The following is a 21,232-nucleotide window of genomic DNA, read 5'->3' as shown; positions in this document are numbered from 1 at the left end:
TAGCTTCTCCATCTCCAATTATGCCCACCCTAAGAATTCGGTCGCAACCCAGACCGTGATTCCGCCGCTGGTGATGGCCATCAGCGGTGCGGCGAAGGCTGCACTACGCTCCCAAAAGTTATGAATCTGCGTGCAGCCGACATACAGCGTCAAAAGGACATAGCTGCCGGATAAGACCCCTGCAGTCGCAGTGAAGCCCAGGCTGGACTGCGCTAAGCCCCCCAAAACGGCGAAGAGAGAGAGCGGTAGCAGGGCTGCACCTGCCACAAAAACGTCACCGGCCCAGTTGCCTCGAGACCGATTCAGCAGACGTGCAATCGCGCTGGCTGCGACTAGGCTCAAGAACGCCGTCCCGCTCAACAGCACAACATCTATCGAAGATGGGGGACTCTCATACAGCAGTAGGCTCGCTAAGATCGTCAAGGTGGCCAATGCTGCCCAGATAAACCCTATGGCTGCGGCCTGAACCGAGGAGCAGCGAGCAAAGGATGGCAGGAGTTCGCCGCCAGGATTGAAGAGGACATTGGGCAGCAGCTTACAGGCTCGAGCAACCGTCCACCGCGTGAATTGGAGGGCCTTAATGTTGACGGTGGGGAATGCCGGTAAGGGCCAGCCCCTCAGCTTACTTTGCGCTTTCTGCACGCCGCTTACATCGCCCTGTGCCTGGAAGAGACGACTGGCGGTGCGCCAATCCTGTTTGGCCGCCGGTCGATCCTGAAGACTCTCGTGGGCAATGCCTCGGTAATAGTAGGCTGAAGCATAGCTCGAATCAATTTGAATGGCGCGCGTGTAGGCCGCTAGCGAGGACTCTGTGTATCCTAATCTGGCCCGAGCTCGTCCTTGATAGTAATGAGCCTGACTCACATTTGGATTCAGCGTCAAAACCTGGTACGCATCTTCGATTGCGCCCCGGTCGTCGCCGAGGACATACCGGGCCTGACAGCGGCCCAAATACGCCTCTAGGTACTGACTGTTCAATGTGATGGCCTGGGTGAAGGCGTCAACGGCCTGCTGATAGTTGCCTTGGGCATTGCACTGAACGCCATGAATGTAGTGCTTACGATGGGCTGGAGATGTCTCTTGGCTAACCGAAGGCTCATCATTTAGTTCTGGGGTGCCGAGTAAAGCCCGGTAAGCTTCACTAATGCGCTGAAACTCCGAGGCCGCAGTCGGGTTGTCGGGATTGAGATCGGGATGGTACTGGCGTGCTAACCGCCGAAATGCAGCTTTGATCTCAGACTGGGTCGCCTGCTTAGATACGCGAAGCACACGATAATAGTCGGAACGTGGAGGCATGAGTTAGCGACTAGGAAAGCGGAGCAGCGAACGGGATTACCCCATAAAGCTCTTAATGAACGGACTGTCAGAACGGGTAAAGTCCATCTTTTAATCTAGCAACCTATTGCCAAAGGTTCCCTAAAGAATTGATGACAAATCGCTTTGGAAGAAATTGACTAGACCTGAGTTTTCAATCGCTGAAGTCCTTCCCAAACGAACACTATTGCGGGGCACAAATCGATGGAGGCATCTAAAGAGCTGAAAACTATGGATGGCTGTTGCAGGGCTGTCCTCACTCAGCCGAGTCCTGCTATAAAATTGATGACGGGTCAGGATCCGCGATAAGGAGAGAGTATGACAAACTGGCGTGAAGTTTTGGGTGGGGTTACAGCGCCACAGGGCTATCGAGCGGCTGGGGTGGCGGCAGGTTTAAAGCCCTCCCACCTCCCGGACTTGGCGCTGATTGTCTCAGATGTAGATGCGATCGCAACGGGCGTCTTCACTACGAGTCAGGTTAGAGCAGCCTGCGTTGACTTCTGCCGCGACAATCTCAGCAACCAAGACACCGTGCGGGCCATTCTCTGCAATGCGGGGCAGGCCAATGCCGCCACGGGTGCCGCTGGGGCCGCTGCCGTCGTTCAGAAAGCCCAGTGGGTTGCCCAAGCGCTCAACATCTCCCCTGAATCCGTCTTAATTTCCTCCACGGGCGTCATTGGCAAATTGATTGCTTTGGAAAAGGTCGAGGCTGCCCTGCCGCAGCTAGTGGCGGAGCTATCAGAGACCGGCTCTGAAGCCGCGAATCAGGCGATCATGACCACCGACCTCGTGGAGAAATCGGTCGCCTTAGAAATGGACATGGGCGATCGGGTCGTCCGCGTGGGCGGCATTGCTAAAGGGTCGGGCATGATTCACCCCGATATGGCAACGATGCTGGCCTTTGTCACCTGTGATGCCGCTGTTTCGCCGACGCTCTGGCAGCAAATGGTGCGCCGCGCCGCCGACCGCAGCTTTAACCAAGTCACCGTTGACGGCGACACTAGCACCAACGATATGTTGTTGGCCCTCGCCAACGGCCAATCTCGCACCCCTGCGATCACAGAGGCGGGGCCAGAGGCTAGACAATTAGAAGCGATGCTGACAGAAGTTTGCCAGCGTTTGGCTCAAAAAATGGCGCGGGATGGCGAAGGGGCGACCTGTTTAATTGAAGTCCAGGTGAGCGGGGCTGCAGATGATCCGGGCGCTCGCCAAATTGCCCGCACCATTGCTGGATCCATGTTGGTCAAGTCCGCTGTGTTTGGCCGCGACCCGAACTGGGGACGAATTGCGATGGCGGCAGGTCGAGCGGGCGTTCGCTTTGATGCTGACCGACTCGATATCCGACTGGGGGATTTTGTCTTGCTCCAGCAGGGGACACCCCAAGACTTTGACGCCGCCGCCGCTAGCGATTATCTCAAACAAGATCCGGTGATTATTGCCGTTCAGGTGGGGGATGGAGAGGGATCTGGTACCGCTTGGGGCTGTGATCTAAGCTACGACTACGTCAAGATTAATGCAGAGTACACCACCTAGGCGTTTTTAAACCGATGGCAGGACATAGCAAATGGGCCAATATCAAGCGTCAAAAGGCGAGGGTCGATGCTAAAAAAGGCAAGGTCTTTGCCCGACTGTCGCGGGCGATGATTGTCGCCGCTCGCAATGGACTTCCCGATCCAGCCGCAAATTTTCAACTGCGCTGGGCGATTGAGAAAGCCAAAGCCGCTGGGATCCCCAACGAAAATATTGAACGTGCGATCGCAAAGGGTTCCGGCCAGCTTGGTGCCGACGAAAACTGGGAAGATATCCAATACGAGGGCTATGGCCCCAGCGGTGTAGCTGTATTGATTGAAGCGCTCACCGACAACCGCAACCGTACCGCCGCCGATCTCCGGTCAGCGTTTAGCAAACACGGTGGCAACCTGGGCGAGAAAGGCTGCGTCGGCTGGATGTTTGAATCCAAGGGCATCATTACCCTTGCCGGTCCCCTCACTGACGAAGAGGACTTTCTCGAAACGCTACTGGAGCTAGGGGCTGAATCCTACGAGATTCTGGAAGATGATGACGGGATCCTTGTCGAGGTTTGTACGCATCCCAATGACCTAGAGCAAATTGCCGAGCCACTCCAGGTGCAGGGTTATACCGTTAAAGAATCAGAGACGCGCTGGCTGGCCAACAATACCGTTGACGTTGTAGGTCTAGAGCCGGCACAGATGATTCTCAAGCTGATGGACGTTCTGGAAGATCTCGATGATGTCCAAACCGTGACCGCCAACTTTGAGCTTCAAGATAGCTTGCTGGCTGAACTCGACTTGGAGTAACTCGTGATCGGGCTTAGAGATAGCTGAGTTGACCCCTCTCGCCACTTTAAATGGCAAGGTTTGATCGATCCGATCTTCAAATTGGGCATTCCTAAGATGAGGCCTTATGATCGGGGGTAGACTGTCCCTTAGGGAGAGTCTTTTGCCCTCAAGTCCAGTTCACAACTTAAATCTGTAGCCTATGTTGCCGTACGATCCCCTGTCTAAGCGCTTAGGAGGTTATTTAATCGATGCGGGACTACTCACAGATTCCCAGGTTGAGGTCGCCCTCAACGATCAGAAAGCGACCGGCATGCGGTTCGGAGATATTATTGTCGAGCGCGGCTGGGTCAAGCGACGCACGATTGAGTACCTAGCTCAAAAAGTGATCAAAATGGAGCGTGAAATTGGAGAGCCACTCCAAGAAGGCTTACTCCAGACCAGCTTCAGCATTCGCAGGCAGCGTCAGCCTTAGGCGTCAAAATCGACTTTTATAGAGGGCAGCGGTATTCCTCCGTTGAAATTTTGCATGGCAAATTTAGAACATCTTGAGCGTCTTCAGCAAGGTCCTGATGCCTGGAACTATTGGCGGACCACCAGCATGGAGCAGCCTGATTTGTCGGGGGCTGACTTGAGCGGTGCTAGCTTTGAGTTTGCTAACCTCAGCGGCGTTAAGCTCGATTTTGCCAACTTAGAAGGGGCTAACCTTAAAAATGCCTATCTGTACCGGGCTTCGCTTAAAAGAGCCAATCTGCGCATAGCCGATCTCATGAACGCGAATCTAGAGCAGGCTGATTTACGACAGGCTAGCTTAGAAGGAGCCGATCTTTATAAGGCAAAGCTGGTGGAAGCCAGATGCGATCGCGCCAATTTCTCTAAAGCCATTGTGCGGCGTGCTAACCTTTCTCGAGCCAGTCTCAAGGGAGCAGAAGGTCGCTTTTCAGACTTTTTGCAGGCCAATCTGATGCGGGCTAATCTTTCAATGGCTAACTTTTATCAGGCCAATTTGGCGGGTAGCAATCTGATTGAGGCCAATCTGAGCTGGGCAAATCTATTAGAAGTGAATCTGCATAAGGCGAATCTGTGCCGAGCAACTCTCCTGCAAACGAATCTATGCCGCGTCAATTCCCATGATGCTTTGTTCAAAGGAGTGACGTATTCTTCCGAGCCAGCCCTCGCTGCCAGTGCTGTCTAGACGGTTAACATCTGCAGAATCCTTGCTTGATCAAGATCGCCCACTAGTTTCTGAATCGGCTGGGGCCACACTCTAACGAGCGTTGGCGTTGCCAGAACCTGTGCTGCCTCTGCCTGCTCAGGATGCTGTGTGACGTCAATAATCTTAAGGGTGTAGGGACAGGCTAGTGCCTGCTCTAGGACTTGATGTAAGACCTTTAATGTCTGGATTGTGTTGCGGCTGTGGCGCGCGATAAACAGGTGTAAAACGTAGGTGGAAGCGTGTGCTTTTGCCAGCTCAGGTGCTGGTGTCTCAGGCTCTGATGGTGAGGGATCGTTTGCTCGAATCACCCAGTTGTGAGATTCCCACAGCTCTGGGAATTTTTCGCGGTAGCTGTGGATGACTCTGCCATCCTGTTCTTCTGGGGCTACAGGGACCGGTCGCCACTGATGAACGGGGACATTAAAAATGGCTTGAAAAAAAATCCGGTAGCGCCAAACCGGTGGATAGGCTTCGGCGACAACGCGCACTTCCTGCGATTGCGGATCAATCCAGCGATCAACGGTTGCCGTATAGGAAGGTGTCAAAAACAGAGGCGCTTCAGGTAAGTTGAGCCGCCGCTGCAGCACTGCACAGAGTTGAGCATGCCAGTGCTGCTGTTTACTGGGGTCAATGGCGTAGACGAGATCTCCCCCCGGCGTTACTAGGACTAAGCCTTTGTATAACGATGCAGAGGGATGGGATTCATGGAGGGCCAAAACTATCCTCGGCTGATCGAAAAGGGCTAGCGTTAGTGTAGCCCTCTTGCGGTTGGCCTAGATTCGACCCCGCAGGATCTGTGCCATTTCGTTGGGCTTTGGCGAAGACTCTAGCGCGGTTTCTTCGTCAATGCGCCCTTCTTCATAGAGCTGATAGATACATTGATTCATCGTCATCATGCCGTCGTAGTTACATTGAGGAATGATGGCCTCAATCTCTTCGACGTCACCGCGAAGAATATAGTCCTTAACAGCATCGGTATTGATCATCACTTCATGGATGGCCGCTCGCTTACCGTCAGTGGTGCGCAATAATGACTGAGCAATAACGCCCACTAGCGATTCTGCCACCTGCACTCGCATGGGAGCCTGTTCCTCAGGCTTAAAGATATTCAGCATCCGCTCAATGGTCTTGACGGCGCTGTTGGTGTGCAGGGTTCCAAACACCAAGTGACCCGTTTGTGCTGCTTTGAGGGCTGTGTTAACGGTGATGCGATCGCGCATTTCTCCGATCAAAATCACGTCTGGATCCTCTCGAAGGGAGGCCTTAAGGGCATTTTCAAATTCATGGGTATGGATGCCCACTTCTCGCTGCCGAATCATCGACTTCTTGCTTTGGTGGACAAATTCCACCGGATCTTCAATGGAGATGATGTGCTTGGGCATCTCACTATTGATGTAGTCCACCATTGCCGCTAGCGTTGTGGACTTACCGGAGCCGGTGGGGCCGGTCACCAGGATGAGACCTTTGTGGTAGTGGCACAGATCTTGGAAAACAAGGGGGAGGTTAAGTTCATCCAGGGTCAGAATCCGCAGAGGGATCAGTCGCAGCACCATGGCCGGACCTTTGAGGGAGACAAAGACGTTGATCCGCACGCGAGCCATGCCGTCGTACTGCGTTGCGCCGTCGTACTCTAATTCAGTATTAAATTGGTGAACCTGTTCGGGAGTCAGAATCTCTTCGAGCCAAGATTGAAAGGTTTCAGCATCTGTGACGGGATGCTGGGCAGCCTCTAGACGGCCCCGGTCTCGAAAGCGGGGCACCTCTCCCACACCCAGATGAACATCAGAAAAGTTATGCTCGAAAGCCTGCTGTACTAGGCTTTTGAGGGTGATGCCGCTGGGATTCGAGCGCTGAGTGGGTGGAATGGCCTGGGTGGCCTCTGAGAGATCTCTTGGATTGATGATTGTTCCCGACGGAGCTGCTAGGCCAATGGTTTGAGTTGCGGAGGTGAGGTGGTCGGCTGGGCTTAGCTGTGTGGGTGCCTCTGGATTGACTTGCGTGGGTACCTCTGGGCTTGGGGGCGGTTGAAAAGGTGGGGGTGGCAGAGGGGTGGATTGATAATCAGTCATAGCCTGTCTACGTTAACAACGTTACTCATTCATCTCGCGGCACTCGACCTAACAGATCTAGCTAAGGCATGGGGATGAATACTCCAATACCCTAATTGTGGACAGCTTCAGGGACAGATGTGACTCTCAAAGGCCGGATCTTTGTGAGATATCGGTTCTCGATGGGGGACTCAGGTGTTATTCAGAGTAGGGCGAGCAGATCGGAAAATGACGACTCGCTCTGCGTGATGCTAGCGATGTATCGCTTTACCCAACTGAGTTGGGACAGCCTTGCCTGACTCTAAATAAGCTTGAGCTATGGCAATGCCCGACTCAATGATGTGTATCGCTATCGCCAGCCGGAAGGCGATCGTTCCGCGGATTCTAATAGTTATTAATACTCATTCTAAATATTCATTTTTAGAAAGCTATAGATTAAATCATTATTTGCTGTTGACGTAGTGATTTATACTCAATTACTCAAGTGTTGACGTTAGCAATTTGCTCTAGTTTTTGAGTATAGATGAGCTGTCAAAATGGTTCTATGGAGACTGCTGCAGTCCGGTGGAAGCTGTAAGGCTGGAGGTGGGGATCAGCTTTATAGAAGCTCGATGCATTGTGGGGTTCACCTGCGCCTCAATTCTGGGCAAAGCAACAAAATTAGATGCGACCGTTGTAAACCGGCTTGTCCCATCTTTGGGTTTTGTGACTTGTTCACGATTTGCTCTATAGGATGCTAGATATAAGCTTCAAGAATTCGTCATCAGCGATAATCTAAATGTAAATATTGTTAAACCAAAGCCCATACTGGTGGGGATCATTCTATATACTAAAAAAACTTGAATTGACGACAAACGGTTTTAGACTTTATTCACTTTTGCGGGAGGATTTAATATCATGCTTTCTCAGGCTCCTCATTTAAAACGGCTCTCTTTGGTCCTACTGGTTAAGAGTTTCTTGGTTTGGACCTTCACCCTGACGGTTTGCTGGTTGGTGGTGGGTTTCCCTGTGGTCGTGCTGATGGTGACGTTCGGGTCACTGGGTGCGATCGCACTTCAGGCGGTTCTGCCGATGAGCGCAGTGGTTCTTGTGGCGGGCGGCATCCTCTCAGCGAATGTATTGGCGATCATTGCCGGAGCAGCCGTGCTGACGCTCAAGGGTATTCATCCGCATCAGGTGCGCTGGTTAAGCTGGCTCAATGGCAAGGCGAATCCTCAGCACAGTCCTGTTTATGCCGCTTGTCCTTTGACTTGCGATCGCAACGTATAATCCCCCTTTGTCTGCCTGACTGGGGCCGCTAAGTTGCCTGATCCCCATCCACTTCGTTAGCAGGGATCTGCGAAATATAGAAAATAGCCGAGAGGGTTGATCCAGACAGATCGATCCTCTCGGCTGTTTTTAGCTGGGCTAGGACCGCCTGATCTTTCGCATGTTTACTTTTGGATCCTTTCCGTCGCCTCATTGATGCCTGTGCCGCTGTATACGCAGTACCCGGCTGAGTCAAGACAGTCCTTCCTTGGCACAGACGGGTTTCAGCCATTTTTATGTCCTAGCCAATACGCGTACCGCTATACCAGTTGATTAAGCGGTTCGTTCTCCTTTACCCTTGGGTCACACCCATTGCCGTACCTTCATGCCTAATTCCCCCACTCGGATCTGCATTACCCTCGGGACCCGTCCAGAAGCCATCAAGTTGGCCCCTGTGATTCAGGCGTTCCAAAGCTCAGACCGCTTTCTCACTCAAGTTGTCCTTACGGGCCAGCATCGAGAAATGGTGGATCAGGTCATGACCCTATTTCAGCTACAGGCTGACCATGACTTAGATATCATGTCCGCCAAGCAAACGCTCTCCGATATCACATGCCGCAGTTTGCAGGGACTCCAGGGGCTGTTTCAAGATCTCAAGCCCGACCTTGTCATTGTTCAGGGCGATACCACTACGGCCTTTGCTGCCGCCCTTGCTGCCTTCTACCAGCAAATTCCCCTGGGCCATGTTGAAGCTGGACTGCGAACCGATGAGCTGTTCAATCCCTACCCTGAAGAAGCCAATCGCCGTCTGGTTTCGCAAATCACCCAGCTTCACTTTGCGCCCACGACCCGTGCCGTCGCTAACCTAGAGCGCTCCGGCGTCACCGGAGCCATTCATCACACTGGCAACACCGTCATTGATGCCCTTTTGAAAGTTGCCGTTACCCGTCCTGACTGTTCGATTCCCGACCTAGACTGGGATCAGTATCGAGTATTGCTAGCCACCGTTCACCGCCGTGAAAATTGGGGAGCAGCTCTGCAGCAGATTGCCCAAGGGTTTCTCAAAATTCTAGAGCAGTTTCCCGACACTGCCATCGTGCTGCCCCTGCATCGGAATCCCACTGTCCGAGAACCCCTGCAGGCTCTGCTAGGCGATCATCCTAGAGTCTTTCTCACAGAACCCCTTGATTACGGTAACTTGGTTGGCGCGATCCAGCGCTGCCATCTTTTGCTCACAGATTCTGGCGGCCTTCAGGAAGAGGCCCCTAGCTTAGGTAAGCCTGTCCTGGTGCTGAGGGAAACTACAGAACGCCCAGAAGCTGTCGAAGCGGGAACTGCTCGGCTAATTGGTACCGATGCGACCCAGATTGCAGAAGTCGCTGCTCAGCTCCTCGGCGACTCAGGGACCTACGACACCATGGCAACTGCCGTTAACCCCTTTGGAGATGGTCACGCCGCCGAGCGGATTGTCCAGATTGTGCAAGATTACTTTCAAGATTAAGAGCAGTTCTGACCACTGGAGAGATCGGTTGCTGCTGTGGGTACGACCTCCGGGTAACTGTTGCTCAGCATGACAACGCTGGCGGGATCTGTTGGTCGTGGCTGGGTCTGCAGCACTTTTTGGATATGGAAGCCAATCTGCTGGTCTCGAGATAGGCCAAATGGTGCAGTGACTACGTTGTCTAGCTGGTTGAGCAATGACACTAATACGTCGTTGACGGCCTCGCGATGCAGTGGCGGTAGACGATTGGAATTCAGATAATGCCGAACTTCAACAATTACATCTCGTAGGCGATAAAAATGCACCCCTTGCTCAAGGCTCGCGGGAATCAGGCTTTGCGTTAGGTAACGAACTTGATAGTCACTGAGTCCCCGATCACAAAGCTGCTGGTAGGTTATGGTTTCCGTAGTCATGGTGGCAATGAGGGTCTGCAGGACTAAAGTAAAAAGACGCAAGCCTGACGCAAATCGATCTCAGTAGTAACAAAACTCAATTCAAACTGTCCGCCCCAAAACTGGACGACAGCCGAACCTCACAGATATCCCATCGAATCTCAAGGGCGAAGAACTGCTCAGGTGTAGATTTGAATGAATGGCTCGAAAAAGCGCAAGGTCGAGAAAATAGCCCAATAGCTTATCTCCTCTAGGTTTAGAGTACCCATTCTCGTCGCCTGCCCTGACATCCTAAGATTGGAGCCAGACCTGAGGGGTGGCTAAAGCGTGTGCGATCTCCCTCATGCTTTAGCTTAAAGAGATCGGTCTGCAGGTCCAGCGGCTAACCAAAGCGTTTTTTGTTGTATCTCGCTTGAGATAATATCCTCTTTTATCGGCCATAGTTTGGCGGCTGTTACCATTTCTGTGTTGGGCCGACCCCGTCAGCCATCACGCCTTTGGCTCGGCTGGCTGGTGGTCATGGCGCTGGCACCCGATATTGACTACGCGATTCCTGCGCTGCAGGCGAGTCATCACAATGGTCTCAGGATTACTCATTCTATTTTCGTTAGCCTTTTGCTGCCGTTGGGAAGGGGATTATGCCTCTTGCTCTTGAATCAAAAGGGGAAGGTGCCCTTGTCCTCTGGAGTATGGTGGCGAGTGAGCGGCAGCCAGTCGCTCCTTTTGCAGGCTATCTGCGCTGGATCATCTCACTTACTGATGGATTTGCTGGTCGGGGTGACGCCATTGCCGCTGCTGTGGCCTCTGTTCCCTCGTCTATTCAAGCTGCCCTTTGGACTCTTACCCAGTGCTGGACGTTTACAGTGGGGCAACGCGTTGCTCTACCAAAATTTGGGCATTGAGCTAGGGGTAATGGTGCCTGTCTTGCTGATGACGCTCTTGGCTGTCAATGGCAAAGGTCATCCTTTGCTGCTCCTGACTCTGAGTTTGATCGCGGCATATTTTATGATGTGGGCTGCACAGCTTGCTCGGTAACCACAGGCCCTCTGTTGGCGGAGTCTACGATCTGGACCGTAGATAACGGCGACCTGCAATGCTACTTTTGACTATTGTGTTTTGTTTACCTCGTGATCACACATTCATCTTCATCCTCTAACGCTAAGGGGTGGCAGGGACAACTGCACCTGATCTATGGCTGTGACGCTGAAGCTACAAAAGTGCAGCACTGTCGGGCCCAGGCTCCGTTAAAAGTGCAGCGTCCGTTTTACCCTGAGGGACCAGAGGTTTGTCACAGCGTCATGCTCCATACGGCGGGCGGTGTTGTCGGAGGAGATCTTCTCTCTACTGATATTCAGCTTCAGGCCCGCAGTCATGTTGTTTTGACGACGGCGTCAGCGAACAAGATTTATCGTTCGAATGGCCGCGAGGCTCGGCAAACCATCCAGATTCGAGTGGAGCCGGACGCTATCTTAGAGTGGCTGCCGCAGGAGACAATTGTGTTTAACCAGGCGATCTATCGTCAAGATCTGACGGTTGAGCTGAGTCCTGGTGCCAGCTGGCTGGGCTGGGAGATCACGCGTTTTGGCCGTAGCGCCAGGGGGGAAACCTTTGTGGCCGGTGACTGGCGATCGCAAACCCAAGTCTATCGGCAGGGACGTCCGCTCTGGATTGATCGACAATGGTTACCTGGGTGCCCCGACACTTGGCACAGCCCCCACGGATTAGCGGGTTGTCCAGTGGTCGGCAGTTTTGCTTGGGTCGGCCAAGCCGTGACGACGGAACTCGTCGCCCAAGCCCGAACGCTGGGGCAAAACCAGCAGGGGACAGGCGTGACCCGACTGCAGCAGGGGATGCTGTGTCGCTATCGCGGCCACTCTAGTCGAGAGGCCCGACAATGGTTTACACAAGTATGGAATCTAATTCGACAGGCCGCTTGGAACCGTCGGGCCTGTCCCCCCAGAGTTTGGCAAATCTTCTAATGAGGTGATCTATGCAACTCACTCCCCAAGAAAAGGACAAGCTAATGCTGTTCACGGCGGCGCTGCTGGCTGAGCGACGGAAGGATCGGGGACTAAAGCTCAACTATCCTGAGGCGGTGGCCTATTTGTCTGCCGCGATTCTAGAGGGGGCTCGGGATGGCCGCACGGTGGCGGATCTGATGAGCTATGGGACTACATTGCTGACGCGAGATGACGTGATGGAGGGCATCCCAGAGATGATCCATGAGGTACAGGTGGAGGCGACGTTCCCGGATGGGACGAAGTTAGTGACGGTTCATGATCCGATTGCGTAGGTTCGTTGTTTGCGGGCTGCTGTTCGGTGGGCTGGTGCCCTCTGCTCAAGCTTTTGTTTTACTAGAACGTGATGATCAGCCGGTCAATACGGTGGAAGAGGCGGTTGAGACGGCTGCCCGCTGGAGCTATGAACCGGGTTCGGTGACAGAGGGCGTGCGGGGTTTAGATGAGGGATTGGAGGTTGCGATCGCAACCAATTTCTGTGAACGCCTCGTCCCTCAATTTCGAGATCCCTACCCTCCCGACTGTGATCAGGTGAAAACGGCCCTTAAAGTCGCGCTGAATCAATGGGCCGAAGAACATCCCGTCCTCAAATTTGTTGACGTGAGTGGAACTATTACACCCGCATTGCCTCCACCCAATCATCCAGAACCCTGGCAGGGCTTTGGGGCTGAGCTTGATTTCTTCGTTCTCAACGGTCAAGAATATCCAGCCGTTAGCGAAGTGGGCGGCTATACCAGTTACTGGTCTGTTAACAAGCCCCCCAGGCTGACCAATGGACAGAAGGCCGAGGGTGGGAGCACCATTAACAGCGCAGATATCATTCTTAACGCTGAAACCTGCTTCTTTTTCAACGCTCAACAGCCGATTCCAGAATGTAATCACTTTCAATCGTTGGTGCTGCACGAAGTCGGTCATGCTCTGGGGCTCGGCCACCCTGATGAACTACCCGAGCGAAATCTAGATACCGATCGATCGCCCGCAACTGAGATCGCAATTAATTGTGAACAACCCGCGCAGGGCCTGCAGGCTTCTCCGGCACTGGAGCCGAATGCGGCTATGAATGGTTATGCTGGACGACCCGCTCCACTGCTCAAGCTGACCGAAGACGACCGTGGTGGCCTTCGGTTTCTTTATCCCCCCTGCACCCCCGCCAGGAAGAGAATTCCCCTGTGGTTATTGGCCGTGAGTCTGCTGGCCGGGATTCTCTTGATTGTCGGGAGCCTGCTCTTTTTACTGTTGCAGCGGCCACAGAAAGTTAAGCCGAGATAAATCTATGCTGTCGAGGCTAGAAGTCAGAGAGAAAGTAGCCTACAGTTGCACTTAAGTTCATGGGTAAGAAAGAATGATTCCCGGAGAAATTTTGCCGCAGTCTGGCGATATCGAACTGAATGCAGGTCGCCCCACGGTCACCTTAGCGGTGGCGAATACAGGGGATCGGCCGGTTCAGATTGGCTCCCACTTCCATTTTTTTGAGGTCAACACGGCCCTAGACTTTGAGCGCGATCAGGCCCGAGGGATGCGGCTTGATATTCCGGCGGGCACGGCTGTGCGTTTTGAGCCGGGTGATCAGCGTCAGGTTCAGCTCGTAGCGCTGGCGGGGCGTCGTGAAGTCTATGGTTTTAATGCTTTAGTTGAAGGTCCAGTGGATTCGTAAGTGATCAAACGTTTGATAGGGGAAACTGCATGAGCTATCGCATGGACCGCCGCGCCTATGCCGAGACCTATGGACCGACTGTAGGTGATCGCATCCGTCTTGCCGATACCGAACTGATCATTGAAGTTGAGCAGGATCACACCACTTACGGTGATGAGGTTAAGTTTGGTGGAGGCAAGGTCATTCGCGACGGCATGGGTCAGTCCCCGACCACCAATGCTGACGGGGCCGTCGATGCGGTGATCACCAATGCCTTAATTCTCGACTGGTGGGGCATTGTCAAAGCCGATATTGGCATCAAAGATGGCAGAATCGCCGCCATCGGAAAGGCTGGGAACCCCAATATTCAAGATAATGTTGATATCGTCATTGGTCCTGGCACAGAGGCTATTGCTGGGGAAGGCATGATTCTGACGGCGGGCGGGATTGATTCGCATATTCACTTTATTTGTCCGCAGCAGATTGAAGTTGCGATCGCATCTGGCGTCACCACCATGTTGGGGGGCGGTACGGGACCGGCAGCAGGCACTAACGCCACCACCTGCACCCCTGGCCCCTGGAATATCCATCAAATGCTGCGCTCTGCCGACGCATTCCCCATGAATCTAGGATTTCTCGGTAAGGGCAACACCAGTCAGCCCGCAGCCCTAGAAGAGCAGGTCAAAGCAGGGGCAATGGGTCTCAAGCTCCACGAAGACTGGGGTACAACACCCGCGACGATTGATACCTGCCTGGGGGTTGCTGATCAATATGACGTGCAGGTCGCCATTCACACTGACACGCTTAACGAAGCGGGTTTTGTGGAGAATACGATCGCGGCGTTCAAAAATCGAGTCATCCATACCTATCACACCGAAGGTGCTGGGGGCGGTCATGCACCAGACATTATCAAGGTTTGTGGTGAAGCCAATGTTTTGCCTTCTTCGACCAATCCGACGCGCCCCTATACGGTGAACACGCTGGATGAACATCTCGATATGCTGATGGTGTGTCACCACTTAGATGCTGGGATTCCTGAAGATGTGGCTTTTGCAGAATCCCGTATTCGTAGAGAAACGATTGCGGCTGAAGATATTCTCCATGATCTCGGTGCCTTCAGTATGATTGCCTCTGACTCACAGGCGATGGGCCGAGTGGGTGAAGTGATTATTCGTACCTGGCAAACGGCGCACAAAATGAAGGTTCAGCGGGGGCCATTGCCGGAGGATTCAGACCGCAATGATAATACTCGTGCCAAGCGCTACGTGGCGAAGTATACGATTAACCCTGCGATCGCTCACGGCATTGCCGACCATGTAGGTTCTGTCGAAGTTGGCAAGCTTGCAGACCTTTGCCTGTGGAAACCTGCGATGTTTGGCGTCAAGCCAGAGATGGTTATTAAGGGTGGCTTTATTGCCTGGGCGCAGATGGGAGATGCTAACGCCAGTATTCCGACTCCGCAGCCGGTGCACATGCGACCGATGTTTGGCGGATTTGGAGGTGCGATCGCATCTACTTCTCTCACCTTCATCTCCCAAGCAGCAATGGGGCAGGGAATCCCAGAACAGATTGGCCTACAGACTCAGGTAGCAGCAGTCTCTGACACCCGTCAGCTCAGCAAGCAAGACATGAAGCTGAATGACGCCTTGCCTGATATTGAGGTTGATTCTGAGACCTATGAAGTCAGGGCCGACGGGGAGTTGTTGACTTGCGAACCGGCGACGGTATTACCGATGGCTCAGCGATACTTTTTGTTTTAGAGAATGTATAAAAACCTCTAAGCATATTTACTCAGAGTTGCCATTGTCTTTGCTTTAAGCTTTTGAGTTTTCATCAGATCGATCAAGCTCAAAGCAGCTTCTAAGTATTGAGAGGAGTGCTCTGCAACCTCTTCACACATCTCTGCAAATACTCTATCAACATTACTCCGCTTCGCCTGCATTTTGTCGCAGAAGATCATCAGATGCCTGTTCAGCTTCACAGAAGAGTTGCATAGTGCTTAAGCTTGGGGAGTATCTTTCAACAACCAAAATTTCCGTTCGCGTCCCTGAGGGCCTCGTTAAGTTTTCTCGAAGAGCATAATTGGTAAATGCTTGGCGTAGTGATCATAGTCTTTATCTGTAGTATAAATTTTGAATTCAGCTCGTATTGCAACAGCGCAAATTAGGAAATCTGTGTGTGAGCCTTGGATTCCTTTTGAGCGGCAGAAATTCGAATACTCTGCAGCAGCTTCGTAATCAGAATCTATCACTGGTTCGTTCGGAAAATGCTTCAGTTTCTGGCGGAGTGCTTCATACCTGCTTTTATCCGTGTAGCCGGACAATAGTTCTTGTCTGATGGCACCAATGATTTTTACTTGATTATCATCAACGAGTCGAGCTAGTTGTTGCGCCGCAAAGGTCTCAGCCTCCGAATTGCCTCGCAGGGAAACGGACCAAACACAGGTGTCTACAAGGATGCCGCTCATTACCGTCCTTTTTTGTAGTCGTAATCAGCGTCTTGAGGGAACTTACCAAACAGAGAGATGATTTCTCGCTGCTTTCGGCGTTGCACAAACTCAGTGAGCGCATGATTTACCGTCTCTTTTTTCGTGGAAAACCCACCAACTCGTAGGGCCTCTTCCAGCAAATCAGCATCAATAGAGAGGTTCGTAGCCATAGCTAAATCCCGTTCACACATAAGCCCACACACTGTATCACACAGAAGCGATAAGGTAGGGTGTTTGTGCGTTTGATAATGTCCCCGAACTTCTCCAGGCTCCAGGCTGTGCAGGTTTTGGGCTGCGGTACTTCTGCTGAATAATCAACTGATAACAACCTGATTTCGGCCACTCTCTTTGGCCCTGTATAGCGCTGCGTCAGCTTTCTGCATGAGAGAGTCTAGATTGTCGGTCCCTTCGTCGAGAATTGCGATTCCGATAGAGACGGTCCAGCTCAAATCTGACGGATTCCTGAGGCGTGTTTCTGCCATTGTTGCGCGAATTCGTTCAGCGACGCTCTGTGATGATGGGGCGTCGCAATCAGGCAAAATGATCGCAAACTCCTCGCCTCCAATGCGACCGATGATATCGGTTTGGCGAAGAGCCTGTAGTAAAACAATGGCGAATTTTTTTAAAACAGCATCTCCTGTTGCATGACCATAGGTATCGTTAATCCGTTTAAAGTGATCGATATCTATCATTAAGAGGGTTGCGGGTTGCTGGCGACGCTGTGCGAGCAGCAGCTCTCGTCGCCCCGTCTCCATGAAATGCCGCCGGTTGTACAGCTCAGTCAGTGCATCGTGCATCGCCAAGTTGTACAGCTTGAAAGTAGCTTCTTTGACCCTATGAACCATGGGACGAAAAATAAATGCGGCTTCCAGAGATAGAGCCATCAGCAAAATGACTAGCATGGCCTGCTGTACATTTCTGAGCCGCATGGTTCGCTCAGTGGTGTCAGACTCGAAGAGAAAAACGGCCTCATCCAACATTGGTAACAGATGCTTGAGGGATGCAGCCTGGATTTTTTTATAGGCTTCCTGACGTTGGTTGCTGTCAGTGCTGTTAGCCAGAATTTTTGTGTTTTTAATAAATGTACGAGTGCGACGGTCAAGAGCATCTGGTTCACTGAAGTAGAGCTGTCTCAGTTCTGGCGTGAGTTTATGGGTTAGATCAAGTTTGCCATTACCGTAGACTAGTGCTTTGTGTGATTGCTCCATCAACGTCGTCAGCTTCAGGAACTCAGGCTTTAAGTCTATGTTCCCTTGTTCTAAGGCCGTCGCATAAATACTGATGCGTTGCGAAAGCATCCGCTGTCGCCCTGCCACATTGATGACCTTCGCTGAGGATACGTTCTCTTTGATCACGTTATCCAAAAGCAGATGAGCGCCAATAGACAGTAGAGCGATCAGCGACAAAGCGACCGTATATGCCGTTGTCAGAGAGCGAGTGATCCGAATGTCAGTATTCTCAGAGTCCGTAGCCTCGTCTAGCTCTTTCCCTCTGTAGGGAAGGTGGGTAAAGAGAGAAGCCGGATTGAATAGTTTCAAGGTATTTCCTGGAACAATGAAGGGCGATAAGTTCTTCAGAGAAGCGTACTCTCTGGTAAATTCGTTTCTCCCAACAGACTTCGACGTTAACAGGCGAATTTATATTCTTATATATGCTCTCAGGGTGCCCATTTGTTCCTGTTTTCGGCTATGGGGCTGAAATTAAAGTATTTTGATTTCCATGCGTGGTTTATCGCTTGAATCTAGTCATGAAGCATCGGCCTGAGGATGATGCCAATGCCCCGAAATAATCATTCGGCCCAAACCCTTGCAAGCAATATATTATGAGGCGGCTTTTTAGGCTAGTTAGGAAGGCATTGCCGCGTCTTGAGCCGGAACTGACGGCTCAGGCAAACGCGATGATTTTCTCGCAGAGCGATAGGAATCGGTCTCTCGGAGCCGTTGGCTGAGAAAGCGGCAGATTTCTAGAATAATATGCGGTCTCTGGGTTGTAAGGCTGAGAAAGCGAGTTTTTTCTAGCTTGAGAAGTGTAGAGGATTCAGTTGCGATCGCACCGTTCCAGCGCGGTGCATTATCAAACAGGGCAATTTCGCCGAAGTATTGGCCGCTAGTAATTAGATCAATCTGTTCCAGGCTGTCATCAATCGTTTTCACAATTTTCACAGCACCCTCAGCCAAGATATAGAGATGAGAGCCCCAGTCCCCTTCAGCAAAAATTGTGGTGCCTGCGAGTACCTGCTCTTGCTCTAGTGCCTCATCAATCAGCAGCAGCTCATCAAGAGACAGATTCTTGAAGATAGCAACGTTTTTTAGCAGGAGTAGGCGGTTCATAGAGGTTTTGGTGGGGGATGCAGCCTGAACATTAGGAGTGAAAATCTGCTGAGCAACGGACTGAACAAACGGGTCGGGATCATTGATAAGGGCAGAGGGCACCATTGATAGGGCAATCAAGGCTCCGGTTTTAATCCAGCGATCTCGGGTCTCCAATGCCTCTAGGAGTAGCTTATACCCTTTAGTTCGCAACCATTGGGGCGTCACCTCAATTTGGCTGCCTGTTTCCATCGGATTGACGATTTGCTCCAGTAGCGGCATCAGGGGCAACACAAACCGGCGGTGCCTGAGGGAGGCCAGTACTTCGATGGCGTTGGCCAGATCTCCGGGTTCGGTCGTGGCGAGCAGGCGATTGACGGAGTTGACGGTGCGGGAGTGACCTAAACAGGCCAGGATGTAGAGGATTTTTTGAATCAATCGCTGGTGGTAGTCTGCGATCGCAACTCCTAAAGGTGCCCAGCCGGGGTCGTTTTGAGGAATCTGCTGCTGCCAGCGATAGGTGCGGGTGAGCTGCTTGAAGTCCGGGGTCAGATACTCGAACAGCAGGTTGCTAGCCTGCTTGGTGCGGATTTGACCGATGGTTGCGATCGCAGCATTGACAACATCATTATTGGATGAAGATAGTCGTTCCTTCGCTAGCTCTAGTCCGGGCCGACCATAGGCCGCCAGTGCTACTGCCGATCGCTGGCGTACTCGCGGATCAAGATCTCCCAGTCCTGACGCAACATTTTGGATCCGATCCGCGCATCGGGTCTGAGCCAGCAGGTCAACAGCCGCGTAACGGACGGCTGCATCAGGATCTTCTAATTTCTTTTGGGCTACATCTGCCAGATCGCTGTCGCCCGGTTGCGCCAGTGAAGTGAGCGCTTGCAGTCCCTCACAGGTGATCTCAAGATTGGCCTTTGGCAAAATACTTGTAATCACAGGCGCAAAGGCTCGATTTCCGCTTTGAGCGACCACTCGGGTGACCATTTTCGCCGTCGATTCCGGCAGATCTGTTTGCCAGAGCTGGTTGACGACAGCCGCGATCTGCGGGTCTTTGACGTGATGGGTTTGAATCGCCGCCAGCGCCGCAGATGCCTTCAACTCTGATTCGGGTCTATTGAGCCACTGCTGCAGTGAGGATGGGGCAAAAGGATATTGATGGAGCAGCAGCACCTCCAGCGCAAAGACCTGTAAATTGAGCCGATCACCCCGCAAAAAATCTTCACAGTAGGGAATAATGCCGGGGTCATGCCGAAAAAGCTGAACGGCAGCATTACGGAGTCTTAAGTCTGACTCAGTACTTGGGTTTGACGCCGTGAGTAGCGCCTGAACTTCGGGCAAAAACTGGCTCGGTTGACCAATACTGGCCGCTAGCTCCAAACCTTTGATCTGGGTATAGCGATCCTCCTGCAGCAGCAGCTCTCGAATCGCAGCGCTTGACTGGGGCGGAAGCTGAACTTGAGCCTCGTTGAAGTCATCGAGATTAATCGCGCTAGAGCGAATCATTTTCTCTAGCCCTTCGGCATAGAATCGCCCCATTGGCAGGCGGACCAGCAGCAGCAGAACGGTTAGACTCATCACCAAATAAATAATTTGGTTAAGAGACAGGGTATTATCGGCGAGCCAGAGCATTCCCCCCGCCAGCGTCAGACCGATTGAGTAAATGACGCCGTCACTCAGGGTCCGGATCCGACCAATAAACTCCTTGGGAATAGCGTTGTAGTTGAGTTGATGTACGGGGATGTTAATGGCTTTATAGAGGGCATCGCCGTTTAAGTGTAGGCCCACTGCACCGGGCACATTGATGTTGAAGGCCAATCCTAGAAAACTACCCAGCGTTGTCAGCGGATAGACAATGTTCATGCGGGCCACCCCGACGCTCTGCAGCAGAGGACGGGTAAAGCCATAGATGACGGCCACCTGGACAAAGCTAATCAAAATTCGCATCAGTCCTAAAAAGCCGGTCAGTTCCTGGTCGGTAAAGTTCTGACCGTAAATGCTGAACCACAGGAACTCAGAGCTGAGGTAGATAATCACCAGTAAAAAGCTGCTGCCTGCCAAGTACAGCGCTAAGGGATAGCGTTTGACGACATCTGGAAACGCCTTTAAAGACTCAATAATCCCTGCTTCCGCTTCAGACTTCTGGACGTTGACGGGGCGCTGGGAATACTCGAGATAGAGAAGTTGGGCAAATGCAACAGCAAACAGCATCGGCAAACACAGCAGCAAATCCCGCGTCCGAAAATACTGCGCTAAAACCGTCGCCAACCCGCCCGCTAGTAGCGAACCGACTGCCTGCGCCATCCCCACATAGGGCGCGTAGCGCTTATATTCCAGCGTCGTAAAAAAGTCTGTTAGCAGGCTGGGGTAAAGGACATTATTGTGAAAATCCCACTGAAAAAACGAAAACACCAGCAGCACATAGTACTCCACCTTGGCATCTTGGCTGAGTAAGAAGCGCAGCCCCACAGCCAAAACCATCGACAGCAGCAGCACGTAACGGAAGAGCTTTAGACGGCTGTAGCGATCAGCAACCTGCGAGAATAAGACGTAGGCCGGCATCGAACATAGGCCAATGCAGATAAACGCAATCGGCAGATGACTCGCCCCGACGTAACTGACAAACAAAGAGTTGGCAATGACAATGCCCAAAACGCAGTAGACCAAAACGGTGACGGCCAGCAGCAATAACTGGGTCAGCCGCCCAAATGCCGGTAAACCAATGGGATTATCCACACCCTGACTGACCATCGCCCAATACC

Annotated in this window: 21 protein-coding genes; 12 read left to right on the top strand and 9 right to left on the bottom strand. The window is 52.3% G+C overall.

Annotated elements, in window-relative coordinates:
* Window positions 1-18: 18 nt before the first annotated feature.
* Entirely contained in the window at window positions 19-1,269 is a 1,251-nt protein-coding gene (locus tag C1752_RS15930) for a DnaJ domain-containing protein (RefSeq protein ID WP_233501638.1), read from the bottom strand.
* 363 nt (window positions 1,270-1,632) lie between these two features.
* Here C1752_RS15930 and argJ point away from each other — a divergent pair, with 363 nt between their 5' ends.
* The 4 genes from argJ to C1752_RS15910 all read left to right on the top strand — a co-directional run bounded on the left by argJ (window position 1,633) and on the right by C1752_RS15910 (window position 4,806).
* On the top strand, window positions 1,633-2,847 hold the full coding sequence (argJ, locus tag C1752_RS15925; RefSeq protein WP_110987048.1) for a bifunctional glutamate N-acetyltransferase/amino-acid acetyltransferase ArgJ: 1,215 nt from the start codon (window positions 1,633-1,635) through the stop codon (window positions 2,845-2,847).
* A gap of 14 nt (window positions 2,848-2,861) precedes the next feature.
* Window positions 2,862-3,632 (top strand): YebC/PmpR family DNA-binding transcriptional regulator, encoded by a 771-nt coding sequence (locus C1752_RS15920; RefSeq protein ID WP_110987047.1) that lies wholly within the window; start codon window positions 2,862-2,864, stop codon window positions 3,630-3,632.
* Between the two features lie 181 nt (window positions 3,633-3,813).
* Window positions 3,814-4,086: a cyclic di-GMP-binding domain-containing protein, MshE-related gene (locus C1752_RS15915; RefSeq protein WP_110987046.1), complete on the top strand. Its 273-nt coding sequence runs from the start codon at window positions 3,814-3,816 to the stop codon at window positions 4,084-4,086.
* Between the two features lie 54 nt (window positions 4,087-4,140).
* Window positions 4,141-4,806 carry a pentapeptide repeat-containing protein gene (locus C1752_RS15910; protein ID WP_110987045.1) on the top strand — a complete coding sequence of 222 codons (666 nt, stop codon included), beginning with the start codon at window positions 4,141-4,143 and terminating at the stop codon, window positions 4,804-4,806.
* Here the strand turns inward: C1752_RS15910 and C1752_RS15905 are convergent.
* Both C1752_RS15905 and C1752_RS15900 read right to left on the bottom strand, forming a co-directional pair.
* Window positions 4,803-5,543, bottom strand: a complete 741-nt coding sequence (locus tag C1752_RS15905) for a circadian clock KaiB family protein (protein WP_110987044.1) — start codon at window positions 5,541-5,543, stop codon at window positions 4,803-4,805. The genes C1752_RS15910 and C1752_RS15905 overlap by 4 nt on opposite strands.
* A gap of 57 nt (window positions 5,544-5,600) precedes the next feature.
* The gene (locus C1752_RS15900) at window positions 5,601-6,896 is read right to left on the bottom strand and encodes a type IV pilus twitching motility protein PilT (protein WP_110987043.1); all 1,296 of its coding nucleotides are present in this window, start codon (window positions 6,894-6,896) and stop codon (window positions 5,601-5,603) included.
* 876 nt (window positions 6,897-7,772) lie between these two features.
* Between C1752_RS15900 and C1752_RS15895 the strand changes: the two genes are divergently transcribed.
* Window positions 7,773-8,144, top strand: a complete 372-nt coding sequence (locus C1752_RS15895) for a hypothetical protein (RefSeq protein WP_199464418.1) — start codon at window positions 7,773-7,775, stop codon at window positions 8,142-8,144.
* A gap of 28 nt (window positions 8,145-8,172) precedes the next feature.
* Here C1752_RS15895 and C1752_RS28495 read toward each other — a convergent pair whose 3' ends face one another.
* Window positions 8,173-8,415: a hypothetical protein gene (locus tag C1752_RS28495; protein ID WP_158535110.1), complete on the bottom strand. Its 243-nt coding sequence runs from the start codon at window positions 8,413-8,415 to the stop codon at window positions 8,173-8,175.
* A gap of 93 nt (window positions 8,416-8,508) precedes the next feature.
* On the opposite strand from C1752_RS28495, the gene wecB reads away from it, so the two are divergent.
* Window positions 8,509-9,624 (top strand): non-hydrolyzing UDP-N-acetylglucosamine 2-epimerase, encoded by a 1,116-nt coding sequence (wecB, locus tag C1752_RS15890; protein ID WP_110987041.1) that lies wholly within the window; start codon window positions 8,509-8,511, stop codon window positions 9,622-9,624.
* On the opposite strand, the gene C1752_RS15885 is transcribed toward wecB, so the two are convergent.
* Window positions 9,621-10,037 carry a hypothetical protein gene (locus C1752_RS15885; RefSeq protein WP_146242359.1) on the bottom strand — a complete coding sequence of 139 codons (417 nt, stop codon included), beginning with the start codon at window positions 10,035-10,037 and terminating at the stop codon, window positions 9,621-9,623. The genes wecB and C1752_RS15885 overlap by 4 nt on opposite strands.
* Before the next feature lie 423 nt (window positions 10,038-10,460).
* Here C1752_RS15885 and C1752_RS15880 point away from each other — a divergent pair, with 423 nt between their 5' ends.
* From C1752_RS15880 to ureC, 6 genes are all read left to right on the top strand, one after another.
* Complete coding sequence (locus C1752_RS15880) at window positions 10,461-11,051, top strand: metal-dependent hydrolase (protein ID WP_233501637.1); 591 nt, start codon at window positions 10,461-10,463, stop codon at window positions 11,049-11,051.
* A 95-nt stretch (window positions 11,052-11,146) separates the two neighbouring features.
* On the top strand, window positions 11,147-11,995 hold the full coding sequence (locus C1752_RS15875; protein ID WP_110987149.1) for an urease accessory protein UreD: 849 nt from the start codon (window positions 11,147-11,149) through the stop codon (window positions 11,993-11,995).
* An 11-nt stretch (window positions 11,996-12,006) separates the two neighbouring features.
* Window positions 12,007-12,309 carry an urease subunit gamma gene (gene ureA, locus C1752_RS15870; RefSeq protein WP_110987038.1) on the top strand — a complete coding sequence of 101 codons (303 nt, stop codon included), beginning with the start codon at window positions 12,007-12,009 and terminating at the stop codon, window positions 12,307-12,309.
* 34 nt (window positions 12,310-12,343) lie between these two features.
* On the top strand, window positions 12,344-13,303 hold the full coding sequence (locus C1752_RS15865; RefSeq protein ID WP_146242358.1) for a zinc metalloprotease: 960 nt from the start codon (window positions 12,344-12,346) through the stop codon (window positions 13,301-13,303).
* 73 nt (window positions 13,304-13,376) lie between these two features.
* Window positions 13,377-13,688, top strand: a complete 312-nt coding sequence (locus tag C1752_RS15860; protein WP_110987036.1) for an urease subunit beta — start codon at window positions 13,377-13,379, stop codon at window positions 13,686-13,688.
* 29 nt (window positions 13,689-13,717) lie between these two features.
* Window positions 13,718-15,427 carry an urease subunit alpha gene (gene ureC / locus C1752_RS15855; RefSeq protein WP_110987035.1) on the top strand — a complete coding sequence of 570 codons (1,710 nt, stop codon included), beginning with the start codon at window positions 13,718-13,720 and terminating at the stop codon, window positions 15,425-15,427.
* 299 nt (window positions 15,428-15,726) lie between these two features.
* Here the strand turns inward: ureC and vapC are convergent, their stop codons facing one another.
* From vapC to C1752_RS15830, 4 genes are all read right to left on the bottom strand, one after another.
* On the bottom strand, window positions 15,727-16,134 hold the full coding sequence (gene vapC / locus C1752_RS15845; protein ID WP_110987033.1) for a type II toxin-antitoxin system VapC family toxin: 408 nt from the start codon (window positions 16,132-16,134) through the stop codon (window positions 15,727-15,729).
* On the bottom strand, window positions 16,134-16,325 hold the full coding sequence (locus C1752_RS15840; RefSeq protein WP_110987032.1) for a type II toxin-antitoxin system VapB family antitoxin: 192 nt from the start codon (window positions 16,323-16,325) through the stop codon (window positions 16,134-16,136). The genes vapC and C1752_RS15840 overlap by 1 nt, the downstream gene beginning before the upstream one ends.
* A 144-nt stretch (window positions 16,326-16,469) precedes the next feature.
* On the bottom strand, window positions 16,470-17,693 hold the full coding sequence (locus tag C1752_RS15835; RefSeq protein WP_110987031.1) for a diguanylate cyclase: 1,224 nt from the start codon (window positions 17,691-17,693) through the stop codon (window positions 16,470-16,472).
* A gap of 306 nt (window positions 17,694-17,999) precedes the next feature.
* Entirely contained in the window at window positions 18,000-21,221 is a 3,222-nt protein-coding gene (locus C1752_RS15830) for a cyclic nucleotide-binding domain-containing protein (RefSeq protein ID WP_110987030.1), read from the bottom strand.
* Between the last annotated feature and the right edge of the window lie 11 nt (window positions 21,222-21,232).

Origin of the sequence: Acaryochloris thomasi RCC1774 (assembly GCF_003231495.1) — a bacterium.
In the GTDB taxonomy this organism is placed as follows: Bacteria; Cyanobacteriota; Cyanobacteriia; order Thermosynechococcales; family Thermosynechococcaceae; genus RCC1774.
The sequence above is the reverse complement of the archived record's forward strand: the minus strand, read 5'-3'. Positions and strand labels throughout refer to the sequence as shown.